We start from the raw sequence: 14484 nt of genomic DNA on the forward strand, positions 1-14484 counted from the left end.
CCGTCTGCGGAGTGAGCGGACTGGACGCATTTTTTATTCTCGTGGCAGGTATCGGTGCCGGGGCGATCAACGCCGTGGTGGGCAGTGGAACCCTGATCACGTTCCCCACACTCGTGGCTTTCGGTATGCCTCCGGTCACTGCGACGATGTCCAATGCTGTCGGCCTGGTCGCCGGCGGCGTTTCGGGCACCTGGGGTTACCGACGCGAATTGTCAGGGCAATGGGACCGGCTTCGGTGGCAGATTCCGGCGTCGCTGTCCGGGGCGCTACTCGGCTCGTGGTTGCTGATGCACCTACCTGAGAAGTTATTCGAGACGATCGTTCCGGTATTGCTGATCCTGGCGCTCGCTCTTGTCCTTCTCCAACCACGCATCCAGGCCTGGGCGAAGAAGCGTTCCACCGAAGAGACAACGTTGTCGACCTCGAGGTTGATGCTCCTGACCGCCGGCACGTTTGCAGTCGGTATCTACGGCGGCTATTTCACCGCCGCCCAGGGCATCCTCCTGATCGGTGTGATGGGTGCCATCCTTCCCGAAACCCTGCAGCGGATGAACGGCGCGAAGAACCTGCTCTCACTGCTCGTCAACATCGTCGCGGCGGTGATGTACATCAGCTTGGCTTTCGACCAGATCAATTGGGCAGCAGCAGGTTTGATCGCAGTCGGCTCGCTCGGCGGAGGGGTACTCGGTGCCCGCTACGGGCGACGCCTGTCCCCCACCGCGCTGCGGTACACGATTGTCGTCGTCGGCCTGATCGGACTGTGGCGTCTGCTCGCTTGATCGCCCACGTCGGACGCGGTTCCCACATACTTGAGACATGACCACAACCGCGAATGAATCCCAGTGGACCTACCTCATGGACATGGACGGAGTCCTCGTTCACGAAGAGCACTTGGTGCCGGGAGCGGACACGTTCCTCGCCGAACTGGCATCGAACAACATCCCGTACATGGTGCTGACCAACAACTCGATCAGAACTCCGCGAGACTTGCGGGCACGCCTACTCAACTCCGGTCTCGACATTCCGGAGAAGTCCATCTGGACGTCAGCGCTGGCGACCGCCACCTTCCTCGCAAATCAGCGACCGGGAGGCAGCGCGTATGTGGTCGGCGAATCGGGCCTGACCACGGCGCTGCACGACATCGGATACGTCCTGACGGACAGCGATCCCGATTACGTCGTCCTGGGAGAGACCCGCACCTACTCGTTCGAGGCGATTACCACCGCGATCAGATTGGTCGAGCGAGGCTCGCGGTTCATCGCCACCAACCCCGACGCCACCGGACCGTCGCGGGACGGCTCGCTACCTGCCACCGGTTCCGTTGCCGCCTTGATCACCAAAGCCACAGGGCGCGACCCGTACTACGTCGGCAAGCCGAATGCCCTCATGATGCGATCAGCATTGCGGTCCATCGGCGCTCATTCCGCCAACACCTTGATGATCGGCGACCGGATGGACACCGACATCGTGTGCGGCCTGGAGGCGGGCTTGCAGACCATCCTTGTCATGACCGGGATCTCGACACCGGCGTCCGTGGAGCTGTATCCCTACCGCCCCACCATTGTTCTGGAATCCGTCGCCTCCCTTGTCGGAAATACAACGGACCCTTTTCGTAGCACTAAGTAAAGATAATTCGGACATATCGCCTAAATAGAACGGGTAGTTAACCAGCCGAATGAATAACGCAAAACAAAGGAAACGTAAAACCTTTGTCGAGTTGGACAAACGGGAGAATTCTTCAAGGTTGAACTAACGGATTGGTGACTAGTCGCAGGTAGGAGGCTTTTCCCAGCTCAAACGTAAAATTTCAATTTGGGCGAAATATTCTTTTCAAAACCGGTAACGAATCGTTTGCCATGGCTGATACTCATTTCTGAACGACCCAATTCGGACTCCCCAGAAATGAGCTCTCCATGAAGAAACAGACAAAGGGTGCAATTGCGGCAGCAGCCGCGGGCGCACTACTCCTCGGCGGCGCAGGTTCACTCGCGTACTGGAGCGACAGTTCGACGATCGGCGGAAACACCATCACCGCCGGCGAGCTGCAAATCGCAGATTGCGTCGCAGCTGCAGGCACCAGTGGATGGGCGTCGACGAACCCGACGACCATTGCCATTCCCACCGCAGACCTTGCTGCATACAGAATCGTCCCGACCGAGGTGCTCGAGTACAACTGCACCACATCGATCACCGCAATCGGCGATCGATTGAACGCCGTCATCGAGGCGGATCCCGCTTCGATCACAGCTGGCACGACAGCGGCAACCGGCGCCACTGCCGGGGAGCTCCTCGCCAACATCGATGTCGAGACCACTGTCACCGTCGACGGCAATGTCGTGACCGCTGCGAGCCCCCTGACAGAAGCCAACAACGGCGACGCGGTGGCCGTCACGGTTGTCATCACATTCGCCAACGTGAACGACCTTGTTGCTCAGGGTGCGTCGATCAACTTGACGGATCTCGCGCTCAAGATCGAGCAAACAGCCATCAATCCCTGAGGCTGCGAAACCGTGAGAGCTAAAGCCTGGGGGGCACTCGCAGGTGCGTCGGTCATCGTGGTGATGTTTGCATCAGCACAACAGACCGGCGCCCTGTGGCGTGCCGAGACTCCAGTGTCCGGGCTGCAAATGACAGCAGACACGTTGGTCCTACGCCTGGGCGCAGATTACGCGAGTGCGACCGAGAGTTACACGATGACTGGTTTCGGAGGTACCGCCATGGGACCCGGCGCGTACTCCCAAAGGCCCATCACCATCGCGAACCGCACTGCGATGATCGTGCAATACGAATTGACCTCGGCAAGCCAGTCGCAGCCGGAACCGAAACTCAATCTCACGGTGTGGCAGGTCGGCAGCAATGCCGATTGCCCCACAACAGGAACGCCCACCGGCACGCAGCTCTACACCGGGACCCTGACTGCGGCCAAGTACCCAGCGACTCCGCTACCGACACCCAGGCCCACTCTTTCACCGAACACGTCGTCAACGTGGTGTCTGCGAGCGACCGTCAATGCAAGTGCCGCACAAGGTCAGTCGACTACCGCAACCTTGAACTTCAAGGGCACACAATTCGTTCCCCCACGCACGCAGCCGTAGTGAGGATTTTGATGGACGCACAGCACCGCGCACAACGAAGCGGACCTATCTGGTGGATCACTTCCATTGCCAGCTGGCTGCTTCTGCTTGTCCTCAGCGCGCTGATCATTGCAACAATCGTGGTGCCGTACCTTGCTGGGGCGCAGCGATATACGGTTCTCACAGGCTCGATGTCGCCGACCTACAAGCCTGGTTCCCTGATTGTCGTCAAGGAAGCCGACGCAAACGATCTCGCGATCGGAACTCCCATCACGTTTCAGTTGGAGTCCGGAAAGCCGACTGTCGTGACACATCGCATCATCGCCATCAGTGAGAACACCCGCGGCGAACGAGTTTTCACCACACAGGGAGATGCCAACTCCATTCCGGATGAAAAACCGGTAATCCCGGAACAGATCAGAGGGAAGGTCTGGTACAGCTTTCCGTATCTCGGATACGTGCACAGCTGGCTGACCGGGGAGCAACGCAAGATCATCCTGAGCATTGTTGTCACCGCTCTCGCCGCTTATGCCGTCTATATGTTTGTCAGTGGAACGCGTGAGGGCCGCAGAGACCGACGCAATCGCGCCGCGAATGTCGACGACGTTCAGATGTCTGACGATATCCAGCTATCCGAAACAGCCACCGCGTCACACAACGAAAGCGCCGGACATGTCACGACACTCTGAAAACACGCCCAGCAGAGTTCGAATGATGCTCGGTAGTGCGCGGGTTCGCGCACTACTCGCACTCGGGATGGTTCTGGGAACAGGTGCAGTCGGAACCATGGCCGCGTGGACCGACACAGCTACAGCCACCTCGGGCGCTTTCAGTACCGGAACCATCAATCTCCAACTGAACAATGCCGAAGGAAACCCGACCGCATACGCGTTCACAGCGCTCACCAAAGCCAATATGTCTCCGGGGCAGAGCATTGCAGCCATGCTGCCAGTTCAGAACAAAGGGTCTGTAGCCTTCACCTACACCGCCAATACAACATCGACGACGTCTACTCTCGCTCCGTACCTGAAAGTCTCGACGTACTCGGGAGGGACCGCAGCCAATGCCAGCAATGTCGGAACCTGCAGTGGAACGTCGATCATCGCAAATACGTCCCTCGTGAACGGGGGTACAAGCGCAAACATCATCGGCACTCGTTCACTGCCCGCCACCTCCGGCGTCGACGACATCTGCTTTCTCGTGACTTTGGACGCGGCAGCGCCGTCGACAGTCCAAGGCACCACTGTGACAGTTACATTCAACTTCACTGCAACGTCGGTGTGAGCGCGCCATGACCCGAGAGAAGCATTCACATCGACGCGGTCGCGTGCGGGAGCTTGCGCTCACGATCGGCGCATGCGCCGGAGTTCTGTGCATCGTGATCGCGGCGGCGGGCCTGTTTCTGGGGATCAAGCCGCTCGTCTTCCGATCGGGCTCCATGGAACCTGAAATCAGCACAGGTGCACTGGCTTTCTCTCGATCAACACCTGCCGATGAGATCGCCGTCGGTGACGTTGTCAGCGTGATCAATACTCAGGGCACTCGGATTACCCACCGCGTCGACAGCATTGCTCCGCAGGCTGCGGGCGTAGTACTGACTCTGAAAGGTGACGCGAACGCCGAGGCTGACATCGAGACGTACTACGTCACAACCGTTGATCGAGTTCTGTTCAGCATGAACAAACTTGGCTACCTCGTGTCCTGGGCATCCGGACCGATCGGCGTCTTCCTCGGCGGTGTTCTCGCTGGAATCCTGCTGATGATCGCGTTCAGGCCCGGTGGGCCTCGACCGAACCGCCCTGAGCCTCCGACTGGCGAGAGCCTCGAGACAACAAACAGACACGCTTTCTCCACACCGTCCAATACTTCTTCCGGCACAACCCGATCCAGCACGCTCGTGAAAACCGCGATTGCCGGAGCAACTCTGGCATCCGTGTCGCTGGGCATTGCACAGACGACGGGAACAGCTGCGGCATTTCAGGACACGGCAGGCGCCCAGTCGACTTTCACCGCCGCAAGCGTCATAGCTCCGCGGGTCCTGAGCGCAACCTGTGCCACCACTGGCGGTCTCTTTGGTCTGTTAACGACTGTCACTCTCACTTGGACCGCGCCTAGTGGTACCGGCCCATACACATACAAAGTCATCGTTCGAAAGAACGATACGCCGACCTCGACCGTCACCGTGGACAATATCAGCAGCCTCACCACGACGATAGCCGTCGGACTCTTCGGTTTGCTTGCTGACGGTGCATATACGGCTGAGATCTATACCAAGGTCGGCACGCAGATATCGACCGCATTCTTCCCTGTTCCTATCTCCGTTGCTTCGCTTGTCGGAACCAAATGTGTCAAAGAGGGCGCACAGACCGTTCCGGCAGGGTTTGCCGCCCGCCTGGCGCCCGCCGCGGCTCCCGAAACAACGTCGACGACTACGGCCGCACCCACAACGTCGTCTGCCGGAGAAACGACAACAAGCACGTCGACCTCCGCAACAGAATCATCTCCGACACCGACGACCCCTCCTCAAACGACAACTACCGCAACCACAACCACAACCACCGAAACAACAGCAACACAGACCACGACCTTGCCGACCACAACCACAACCACCCTGCCAACTACTTCGACAACGACTGCAGTTGTCCCAGTTGGGGATCCCAGTGACTCGGGCACCTATTTCGCTGCAATAGTGACTGGCGAATCAGGCCGGTTTGCTTCGATCACCGACTCGTCGGGAACCGAGATCTTCCGCACCGCAGTTGGCCTCGACGACGAATTGCATTGGCTCACTGGCGCTGACGAATTGTGGATACTCGGATCCAGCGGACCTCGTAAGGTCAGTAAGATCGCAGGGCAGTGGACGTCCACCTCGCCCACAGGTGAACTCCCCGCTGAAATTGCTGCGCTGGTGAGCAAATGAAGAAACAGTGGAAAGGCGCCCTGGCGGCCACCGCGGCGATTGCGGTTCTTCTCGGCGGAAGTGGCACGCTTGCTTCGTGGAACGATTCCGCAACTGTGCTCTCCAAGACGGTTACTGCCGGCACCCTTTCCCTCGGACCATGCACCGTGGGACCTGGCGGACCCACTGCAACGGGGTGGTTCTATCGCAACTACGATACTGCCCCCTATACAGCGATCCCAGACATCTCGACCTTCCGAACCTTTCCCGGCCAGGACGTCTATTACTCCTGCAATTCAAAAGTATCCGCCACCGGTCCTCGCCTGCGGGCCGACGTAGTCGCACAGACCGGAACAATCGGCGGCGCCCTGGCGCCGTACTTGGACGTGAACGTCTTCCTGTCCGACAGCGCCAACGCGGACATCACAGACTTCACGAGCGACTACAACGGACAGGTCATCAACGTCATCGTTCTGTTCCAGTTCATGCGGAGCAATGACAACGGTGGTCAGAATCAGAGCGTTTCGATTCCGTCGTTCAAGCTGGTCACGCAACAACAACCGATCGGATAACACAAAATCGCTCTGTTCGTCTGAGTGCACGAACAGAGCGATTTGGTCTTGCGTCGACAACTAGCCGAGGGCTCGCTTCAGATCAGCCAACAAATCGACAGTGTCTTCGAGCCCGACGGACAGACGCACAACGCCGTCTGTAAGACCCACTGCTGCACGGCCTTCCGGACCCATGGCCCGGTGCGTCGTGGTCGCGGGGTGGGTGATCAAGGACTTGGAGTCACCGAGGTTGTTCGAGATGTCGATGACGCGCAGGCCGTTGAGAACCTCGAACGCCCGCTTCTTGCCCTCGCCGTCAGGCGCATTGAGCTCGAACGTGACAACTGTTCCGCCGCCGCTCATTTGAGCCTTCGCGAGTTCATGCTGCGGGTGCGAAGTCAGGTACGGATACTTGACCCACTTGACGCCCGGGTGCGCTTCGAGGAATTCGGCGATCTCGAGGGCCGACGCCACAGAGTGCCGGATACGAACCGGCATGGTCTCGAGGCCCTTGAGCAACGTCCAGGCGTTGAACGGGCTGAGCGCAGGTCCGGTGTGCCGCATCAGTTCCCGAACGGGACCGCTGATGTACTCCTCGGTTCCGAGGATCGCACCACCGAGGACGCGGCCCTGACCGTCGATGTGCTTGGTGCCGGAGTACACCACGACGTCGGCGCCCAAGTCCAAGCTTCGCTGCAGGAGCGGCGTCGCAAAGACGTTGTCCAGGACTACCTTTGCACCGGCGGCATGAGCGAGTTCGGATACGCGTCGTACGTCCACCAAAGATTGCATGGGGTTGGACGGTGTCTCGAAGAATACTGCCGTGGTCGGTACCGACAGCGCTTCTTCCCACTGCGCATTGTCTTCACCGTCGACAAAAACAACCTCGACTCCCCAGCGCGGGAGGATTTCGTTGCAGACGACAAAGCAGGAACCGAAGAGGCTGCGAGCAGCGACCAATCGGTCACCGTTGCCCAGCAGTGCTCCCAACGCCGTGAATACGGCGGACATTCCGCTGGCCGTCGCAAAGCACGCCTCTGCGCCTTCGATGAGGCGCAGACGCTCTTCGAACATCTTGACCGTCGGGTTGCCGTAGCGGGAGTAGACAAAATGGTCTACTTCGCCGGTAAAGGCTTGTTCGGCGGCTTCTGCACTCTCGTAGACAAATCCGGAGTTGAGGAACAGTGCTTCGGAGGTTTCCTCGAAGCCCGTTCGCATCAATCCGCCGCGGACACCGAGCGTGCCAAGACCTACGTCGTCCGGCAACGCTCGTTGAAATGCGCCGCCCTGGGGAATTCCGCTCACTGCTGCCTCCACGGCAGGCCGATGGCCCGCCAACCTACAACTCCACGATGTCCGTCGGCATCCAAACCGCCTTCGAACCCGTCGAGCACGTTGTACGACGGACCGATGCCCGCCGCTGTCGCACTTTCTGCGGCCCCGATCGATCGCTGACCGGATCGACACAGGAAGATCACGGGTTTCCCGGAGCCGGGAACAACACCGGATTCCTTCAACTCGTCGACGAAGTTGTCGTTGCGTGCACCGTTGGGGTAGCTCACCCATTCGATCTGCACAGCCGAGTTGCCGAGGGACGTGACGTCGGGGATACCGACGTACTTCCACTCTGCGTCGGTGCGCACGTCGACGAGCACTGCCTCGGGGTTTTCGCGGAGCAGCTCCCAGGCTTGCTCCGGCGTCAGATCGCCTGCGTAACTCACGTTGTCCATGTTTTCACAAGACCGGATTGTGTGGGCGATCAGGTGCAGATATCCCAGCCTTCACCGTCGCGCGTGAGTGCCCAGACCTCGACGCGCTGATCCTGGCCGCCACCGGAGAGCCGAACATCGACAGTCGCGCGGTCGCCGCTGACCACAGATTCGTTGATGCCCTGCATCTCGACGTCACCTTCGGTATCGGCGAGTGGTCCGGTCTCCGGATCGAAGTTTGTGCAGGTAAGGCTCTGGAGCGTCTTGGTGTCGTTCTCGTTGTGAGCTGCGACGTAGTCCGCGACCACACGGCTGATGCGGTCCTCTTCGCTGACGTTTTCCTCAGCCGGGGACATCCAGGACGAAATGAAGATTCCGCCGAGGATCAGCGCGACAATTGCCACTGCCAGGATGAACGGCCCGGCCGATGCTGTCTTGCTTTCGGAATTGCCGGAATCGTCGCGCTGGTCATTCATGAAACCAATACTCCCCCACAAGCTCAGCTTGTGGCCCGTCAAGTAGCGGACCCCTACCGCTTCGAACCGCACTTGCAGGAGAATTGAAAGAAAGAAACGGTTTACCGACGCCCGTTGGGGTGAAAGTGTGAACCGGGTCGAACCGCAAACACTCCACGGTGCTTAGGTTCGGCTAAATTGGATACTTGTCGATACGTTGTCCGAACTTCGAAGAAGGTAGCTGTCTTTACGATGACTGACTCCAACCGCCCACTCCGGGTCGCGATCGTCGGCGCCGGCCCCGCCGGCATCTACGCCGCCGATGCCCTCATGAAGTCCGATACCGCAGTCTCCGGCCGCGGTGTCAGCATCGACCTCTTCGAGCGCATGCCAGCGCCCTTCGGTCTCATCCGCTACGGCGTCGCACCTGATCACCCGCGCATCAAGGGCATCATCACCGCCCTGCACAAGGTCCTTGACAAGCCGCAGGTCCGCCTCCTCGGCAACATCGACTACGGCACCGACATCACCCTCGACGACCTCCAGTCGTTCTACGACGCCGTCATCTTCTCCACCGGCGCCAATGCCGACCGCGCCCTCGGCATCCCGGGCATCGACCTCGACGGCAGCTACGGCGCCGCCGACTTCGTCTCCTGGTACGACGGCCACCCCGACGTCCCCCGCGAATGGCCCCTCACCGCAGAGAAGGTCGCCGTCCTCGGCGTCGGCAACGTCGCCCTCGACATCGCCCGCGTCCTCGCGAAGACCGGCGACGAACTGCTCCCAACGGAGATCCCCGCCAACGTCTACGAGGGTCTCAAGAACAACAAGGCCATCGAGGTACACGTCTTCGGACGACGCGGCCCCGCGCAGGCCAAGTTCACCCCTCTCGAACTGCGTGAGCTCGACCATTCCCCGACCATCGAGGTCATCGTCGACCCCGAGGACATCGACTACGACGAGGGCTCCGAGCAGGCTCGCCGCAACTCCAAGCAGGTCGACATGGTCGCGAACACGCTGCAGGACTGGGCAATCCGCGACGTCGGAAACCGCCCGCACAAGCTGTTCCTGCACTTCTTCGAATCCCCCACCGAGGTTCTCGGTGAAGACGGCAAGGTAGTGGGCCTGCGCACCGAGCGCACCGCACTCGACGGCACCGGCAACGTCAAGGGCACCGGCACCTACAAGGACTGGGATGTTCAGGCCGTGTACCGCGCCGTCGGCTACCTGTCACAGAACGTCACGCAGCTGCCGTTCGACGACCAGGCCGGCACCGTCCCCAACGACGCCGGACGCGTCGTCGCCGACGACACCGCCGAAGGCGCAGCCCGGTTCATGCCGGCCACCTACGTCACCGGCTGGATCAAGCGCGGCCCCGTCGGCCTCATCGGCCACACCAAGGGTGACGCCAACGAAACCGTCGCGAACCTCCTCGAGGACTCGGCCAACTTCACCGGCGCCGCACACCCCGACGAGAACGCCGTCATCGAATTCCTCGAAGGCAAGCAGGTGCCGTACACGACGTGGCAGGGCTGGTACCGCCTCGACGCACACGAGCGCAGCCTCGGCGAACCCGAAGGCCGCGAGCGCATCAAGGTCGTCGAGCGTCACGACATGCTGAAAGCCTCGGAGCCCGAGAAGGCATAACCACAGGCATCACAGACAGACCGGCCCGATATGACCGAAATTCGCCACGTAGCGATCCAGGTCACATCGGGCCGGTCGTCTGTTCGAGGTCATATTGACAGCGTGCAAAATGAATGACGTGTTTGACGCCCATGTTCACATCATCGACCCGCGCTTTCCGCTGGTCGAGAATCACGGTTACCTGCCCGAGCCGTTCACCGTCCCCGATTACCGGTCCAGGGTGGCGGCTCTCGAGGGGCTGAGCGTGGACGGTGGAGCAGTAGTGACGGCGTCGTATCAGGGCACTGATCAGGAGTACCTCAAAACGGCACTCGCGGAACTCGGCCCCGGCTGGGTTGGCGTCACGGCACTCGGTGACGACGTCACCGACAAAGAGATAGTCGACCTCGACGCACTCGGTGTTCGCGCAGTCCGATTCAATCTCCGACGCGGCGCAACAGATCTGCGTCAACTCGCGGACCTGGCAAACCGGGCTTTCGATTTGGCCGGCTGGCACGCCGAGTTCTACGTCGACGCGACACTACTTCTCTCGCTCGAACCAGTTTTCGCGAAGCTTCCGGCCGTGTCGATCGACCACCTGGGCATGTCGACGCGCGGCCTGCCGTATCTCCTCAACCTCGTGGACCGCGGAGTCCGAGTCAAAGCCACCGGATTCGGACGCACCACCATCTCCGACGTCGGCGACGTGCTCCGTCAAATCCACGCTGTCAATCCCCAGGCGCTGATGTTCGGCACCGACCTGCCAGGCACCCGCGCCCGCCGGGCCTTCGAGATCCACGATCTCGACGTGATCGCCGACGCCGTCGGGGACGATCTTCCGGCGGTGATGGGTGGCAACGCCCGCGCCTGGTATCGGTGTGAACGAGCCAGCGCTCACGCCCGAAATGCTGCTCACTCCTGAAATCTGCTCACACGAAAACGACTGCGCCCAACCAGAGCCCGGCCGCGATCAACGCACCGAACAACTCCACCACCATGGACAACCCCACAGCTTTCACCGCGTGAAGCGTCGATGCCCACGCGATGTTGACGTTGCGCAAGCGCACGAGTTCTGCGACATACGTTCCCACGATGAATCCCAGAAACAGCCCCACCACCGGAACGACAAAAAATCCGATGATGCCGACAAGCCCGCCCACCATGACAGAGCGGTTTGGCACTCCCCCGGCACGCATTCGCTGACCGGGCCACGTGTACTTCACGACACCCGTGATCACGAGAGCCAGCGCGGCCAACGCGAACACCGTCCACGCGGTCGCGCCACCGGTCATCAAGGCCCACACCAGAATTGCTGCCAAGATGAGCAGCGTTCCCGGAATGATCGGCACAACCACCCCGATCAGGCCGATCAGAATTGCCAGCCCGACAACAACTTCCGCAGCCGGACTCATCCGACGGGGCGAACCTTCGACGCCGCCTCGCGTGCACGGGAGCGAGCTGTCTCGACATCTGCGGCAGTGGAGACGGCAACGCCCATCCGTCGACGCGTGAAACTCTCCGGCTTGCCGAACAACCGAATGTCGGTCTCGGGCACCGCGAGAGCCTCTGCGACGCCGTCGAATCCGATTGCCTGCGCTTCGACGCCGCCGTAGATGACGGCTGAAGCACCAGGTGAGGTGAGCGTCGTGTCGACGGGGAGCCCCAGGATGGCGCGGGCGTGCAATTCGAATTCGGAGAGCCGCTGTGTGCGCAGCGTGACCAGTCCGGTGTCATGTGGACGTGGGCTCACCTCGGAGAAGTACACGTTGTCGCCCTTGACGAACAACTCGACACCGAAGATTCCGCGACCGCCAAGCGCGGACGTGACCTTCTCGGAGACCTCGCGAGCGGCCGCGAGGGCGAGCGCCGACATCTGCTGTGGTTGCCACGATTCGACGTAATCGCCCGACTGCTGCAGGTGACCGATCGGTTCACAGAACGACGTCTCGACCTCGCCGCCACTGCCCACGGCCCGGACCGTCAATTGTGTTATCTCGTAATCGAAATCGACAAAGCCCTCCACGATGACCCGGCCGTGATTGACGCGCCCACCGGCCATCGCGTAATCCCACGCGGACTCGAGTTCGTCGGCAGTGCGCACCGTCGACTGCCCTTTGCCGGAGGACGACATGACGGGCTTGATCACGCACGGAAATCCGGTGAGTTCGGTGGCAGCCCGAACCTCGTCGAGTGAATTCGCGAATGCATACGGCGAGGTGGGCAAGCCCAGTTCCTCGGCTGCAAGCCGCCGGATACCTTCTCGGTTCATGGTCAGCTGTGTTGCCCTGGCCGTCGGAATGACTACGGTCTCACCCCGCGCTTCGACGACGGCCAGCGCGTCGGTCGCGATTGCCTCGATCTCGGGCACCACAAAATGCGGCTTCTCCAGTTCGATCACGGCCAGCAGTGCATCGGGATCGGTCATGTCGACGGTGTGAGCCCGGTGCGCAACCTGGTGCCCGGGTGCGTCCGGGTACCGATCCACTGCAATAACCTCGACGCCCAATCGCTGCAACGCGATGACAACTTCCTTGCCCAGTTCACCCGATCCCAACATCATCACTCTGATCGCGTTCTCGGCGAGCGGAGTGCCGAAACGGAGTGGAAGCGACGAAGGGCGCGAGGGTGTTGAATCAAGCTGCATGGCTGCGACTATATGCCAATCCCGATGCAGGTCAGCGCATCCAGAGGACGCGATGACGGAACTCATGCGGTTCTGGTGATCCGCTCAGGCACGACGCCACTCACGATGTCACTAACGTTCTCGGCTTTCACGACATTTCGGCCTGCGTGCTTGGCTTCGTACAGGGCTGCGTCGGCAGCGACCATCAGCGACGCCAAGGTAGGCGTCGAGTCGTTTGTCCAAGCGAGTCCGACACTGACGGTGCTGTCATGCCCGGATCGTGCCGAATCGTGGACCTGAGCATGTCGGATCTCTTCGGCGACTTCGGTCGCACGGGCGAAACTGGAACCGGTGAGCAAGACCGCGAACTCCTCACCGCCGAGTCGACCGACCAGATCGGTATCGGAGACGCGTTCTGCCATCCGGGCACCGAAATCGGCGAGAACACTGTCGCCGACCATGTGCCCGTATGTGTCGTTGACGGCTTTGAAGTGGTCGAGATCGAGCATCAGCAATCCGATAGGCAACGCCGTCTGCGTTGCCTGTTGGAGTCGTTCTTCGGCCTGACGCAGGAAAGGCCCGCGCGAGAGGACTCCGGTGAGAGAGTCGTATTCGACTGCGCGGAACAGCTCACGCTCGGCAGCCCGACGCTCCTGCGTCGCACACGCCACAGCGATGGGGCCCAACGCAACCAGAGTGACCGCTATCGACGTGATCACCGCCTCGTTCACGTTTGCGCCACTCTGTTCCCCGAGAGCCAGCCTGCCGGCGTCGGCCATCATGAGCGACCACACCGACCACACTGCCGAAACCAACGCAGTACTCGGAACCGAAATCCGGGTAGCGCACCACAAAAGCGCGGGGATGGGCAGGAGAAGGGCAATCGGCCCCTCGATGCTGAGCGCGATCGGCATGCAGGCGGCGGTAGCGAGCAACGGGACTGTTATGGCGAGAACTGCCCGTACAGTCGTCTTGCTGCGGATCTCCGCAATGCTGGACGGAATGGTCATGGACAGAATCAGAGGCAACACCAGCAGATAGGCCATGAACTCCGTACTGCCCCAGTGAACAAGCGTGTCGGCAAACGACTCACCTCGAAAGACCCAATCCATCAGCCCAGCTGTTGCCGCGGTAGCGCAGGCACTGAGTCCGGCGACGACAACCATCCACATCAGAGACGTTGAGTCGACCAAGCGGAACGGGGTGCGTTTGAGGTAGTCGAGCAACAACACACCAACGGTGACCCCGACCAGGTTTGCACCGTTCAACTGAATTGCCATCGAGAGCGTGTTGCCGGTCAGCAGATCAGCGCTCACATAAGCGACGCCGGCGGCAATCCACGTGGGCCACTCGATCAGAATCGGCCACCGCACCATCATTCCCAGTAACAACGCATTGGCGCACCAGAACGTGGCGAGCAGTCCGGGCGGCCGCGTGAGAATTCCGATGAGCGCGGCGAGCAGGACAACGACAAAGACAACCAGCAGCCGCGTTACTCGGCCCATCCTTGTCATTCGTCACCTCACCGTCGCTCCAGAAAAGGCGTA

16 protein-coding genes are annotated in these 14484 nt (G+C 60.8%); 10 read left to right on the forward strand and 6 right to left on the reverse strand.

Annotated elements, in window-relative coordinates:
• Window positions 1–11: 11 nt before the first annotated feature.
• The 8 genes from KYT97_RS11325 to KYT97_RS11360 all read left to right on the forward strand — a co-directional run bounded on the left by KYT97_RS11325 (window position 12) and on the right by KYT97_RS11360 (window position 6545).
• Entirely contained in the window at window positions 12–779 is a 768-nt protein-coding gene (locus tag KYT97_RS11325) for a sulfite exporter TauE/SafE family protein (protein WP_033235636.1), read from the forward strand.
• A gap of 37 nt (window positions 780–816) precedes the next feature.
• Window positions 817–1626, forward strand: a complete 810-nt coding sequence (locus KYT97_RS11330) for an HAD-IIA family hydrolase (RefSeq protein WP_219112254.1) — start codon at window positions 817–819, stop codon at window positions 1624–1626.
• 287 nt (window positions 1627–1913) lie between these two features.
• Window positions 1914–2498 carry an alternate-type signal peptide domain-containing protein gene (locus KYT97_RS11335; RefSeq protein WP_033235638.1) on the forward strand — a complete coding sequence of 195 codons (585 nt, stop codon included), beginning with the start codon at window positions 1914–1916 and terminating at the stop codon, window positions 2496–2498.
• A 12-nt stretch (window positions 2499–2510) separates the two neighbouring features.
• Window positions 2511–3095, forward strand: a complete 585-nt coding sequence (locus tag KYT97_RS11340; RefSeq protein WP_219112255.1) for a hypothetical protein — start codon at window positions 2511–2513, stop codon at window positions 3093–3095.
• Window positions 3096–3106: 11 nt separating this feature from the next.
• Window positions 3107–3763: a signal peptidase I gene (locus KYT97_RS11345; protein ID WP_072782284.1), complete on the forward strand. Its 657-nt coding sequence runs from the start codon at window positions 3107–3109 to the stop codon at window positions 3761–3763.
• A 22-nt stretch (window positions 3764–3785) separates the two neighbouring features.
• Complete coding sequence (locus tag KYT97_RS11350; protein ID WP_245006076.1) at window positions 3786–4358, forward strand: SipW-dependent-type signal peptide-containing protein; 573 nt, start codon at window positions 3786–3788, stop codon at window positions 4356–4358.
• A 7-nt stretch (window positions 4359–4365) separates the two neighbouring features.
• Window positions 4366–5994 (forward strand): signal peptidase I, encoded by a 1629-nt coding sequence (locus KYT97_RS11355; protein WP_219112258.1) that lies wholly within the window; start codon window positions 4366–4368, stop codon window positions 5992–5994.
• Window positions 5991–6545 carry an alternate-type signal peptide domain-containing protein gene (locus KYT97_RS11360; protein WP_052683305.1) on the forward strand — a complete coding sequence of 185 codons (555 nt, stop codon included), beginning with the start codon at window positions 5991–5993 and terminating at the stop codon, window positions 6543–6545. The genes KYT97_RS11355 and KYT97_RS11360 overlap by 4 nt, the downstream gene beginning before the upstream one ends.
• A gap of 60 nt (window positions 6546–6605) precedes the next feature.
• On the opposite strand, the gene KYT97_RS11365 is transcribed toward KYT97_RS11360, so the two are convergent.
• The 3 genes from KYT97_RS11365 to KYT97_RS11375 are packed head-to-tail and all read right to left on the reverse strand — an operon-like array spanning window position 6606 to window position 8709.
• A complete protein-coding gene (locus KYT97_RS11365; RefSeq protein WP_175393502.1) occupies window positions 6606–7829 on the reverse strand; it encodes an O-succinylhomoserine sulfhydrylase in 1224 nt (407 codons plus the stop codon).
• Window positions 7826–8245, reverse strand: a complete 420-nt coding sequence (locus tag KYT97_RS11370) for a rhodanese-like domain-containing protein (protein ID WP_033235808.1) — start codon at window positions 8243–8245, stop codon at window positions 7826–7828. The genes KYT97_RS11365 and KYT97_RS11370 overlap by 4 nt, the downstream gene beginning before the upstream one ends.
• A gap of 38 nt (window positions 8246–8283) precedes the next feature.
• Window positions 8284–8709 (reverse strand): Rv0361 family membrane protein, encoded by a 426-nt coding sequence (locus KYT97_RS11375; protein ID WP_219112260.1) that lies wholly within the window; start codon window positions 8707–8709, stop codon window positions 8284–8286.
• A gap of 231 nt (window positions 8710–8940) precedes the next feature.
• Between KYT97_RS11375 and KYT97_RS11380 the strand changes: the two genes are divergently transcribed.
• Both KYT97_RS11380 and KYT97_RS11385 read left to right on the forward strand, forming a co-directional pair.
• Complete coding sequence (locus tag KYT97_RS11380; protein WP_033235643.1) at window positions 8941–10335, forward strand: FAD-dependent oxidoreductase; 1395 nt, start codon at window positions 8941–8943, stop codon at window positions 10333–10335.
• 118 nt (window positions 10336–10453) lie between these two features.
• Window positions 10454–11236: an amidohydrolase family protein gene (locus KYT97_RS11385; protein ID WP_219112905.1), complete on the forward strand. Its 783-nt coding sequence runs from the start codon at window positions 10454–10456 to the stop codon at window positions 11234–11236.
• Window positions 11237–11243: 7 nt separating this feature from the next.
• On the opposite strand, the gene KYT97_RS11390 is transcribed toward KYT97_RS11385, so the two are convergent.
• The 3 genes from KYT97_RS11390 to KYT97_RS11400 form a co-directional block, all read right to left on the reverse strand.
• Window positions 11244–11726, reverse strand: coding sequence for a DUF456 domain-containing protein (locus KYT97_RS11390; RefSeq protein WP_045064067.1), 483 nt, complete (start codon window positions 11724–11726; stop codon window positions 11244–11246).
• A complete protein-coding gene (gene purT / locus KYT97_RS11395) occupies window positions 11723–12958 on the reverse strand; it encodes a formate-dependent phosphoribosylglycinamide formyltransferase (protein WP_219112261.1) in 1236 nt (411 codons plus the stop codon). Before purT ends, KYT97_RS11390 begins: the two co-directional genes overlap by 4 nt.
• A gap of 62 nt (window positions 12959–13020) precedes the next feature.
• A complete protein-coding gene (locus tag KYT97_RS11400; RefSeq protein WP_245006077.1) occupies window positions 13021–14451 on the reverse strand; it encodes a GGDEF domain-containing protein in 1431 nt (476 codons plus the stop codon).
• Window positions 14452–14484: the final 33 nt, after the last annotated feature.

Source organism: Rhodococcus globerulus (genome assembly GCF_019334125.1).
Lineage (GTDB): Bacteria > Actinomycetota > Actinomycetes > Mycobacteriales > Mycobacteriaceae > Rhodococcus_F > Rhodococcus_F globerula.

What these genes read in the sequence shown, in the direction of transcription:
- KYT97_RS11400 (WP_245006077.1), bottom strand. Translation starts at nt 14,451, where the DNA reads ATGACAAGGATGGGCCGAGTAACGCGGCTGCTGGTTGTCTTTGTCGTT.
- KYT97_RS11375 (WP_219112260.1), bottom strand. Translation starts at nt 8,709, where the DNA reads ATGAATGACCAGCGCGACGATTCCGGCAATTCCGAAAGCAAGACAGCA.
- KYT97_RS11330 (WP_219112254.1), top strand. Translation starts at nt 817, where the DNA reads ATGACCACAACCGCGAATGAATCCCAGTGGACCTACCTCATGGACATG.
- KYT97_RS11345 (WP_072782284.1), top strand. Translation starts at nt 3,107, where the DNA reads ATGGACGCACAGCACCGCGCACAACGAAGCGGACCTATCTGGTGGATC.
- KYT97_RS11335 (WP_033235638.1), top strand. Translation starts at nt 1,914, where the DNA reads ATGAAGAAACAGACAAAGGGTGCAATTGCGGCAGCAGCCGCGGGCGCA.
- KYT97_RS11390 (WP_045064067.1), bottom strand. Translation starts at nt 11,726, where the DNA reads ATGAGTCCGGCTGCGGAAGTTGTTGTCGGGCTGGCAATTCTGATCGGC.
- purT (WP_219112261.1), bottom strand. Translation starts at nt 12,958, where the DNA reads ATGCAGCTTGATTCAACACCCTCGCGCCCTTCGTCGCTTCCACTCCGT.
- KYT97_RS11360 (WP_052683305.1), top strand. Translation starts at nt 5,991, where the DNA reads ATGAAGAAACAGTGGAAAGGCGCCCTGGCGGCCACCGCGGCGATTGCG.
- KYT97_RS11350 (WP_245006076.1), top strand. Translation starts at nt 3,786, where the DNA reads ATGATGCTCGGTAGTGCGCGGGTTCGCGCACTACTCGCACTCGGGATG.
- KYT97_RS11380 (WP_033235643.1), top strand. Translation starts at nt 8,941, where the DNA reads ATGACTGACTCCAACCGCCCACTCCGGGTCGCGATCGTCGGCGCCGGC.
- KYT97_RS11355 (WP_219112258.1), top strand. Translation starts at nt 4,366, where the DNA reads ATGACCCGAGAGAAGCATTCACATCGACGCGGTCGCGTGCGGGAGCTT.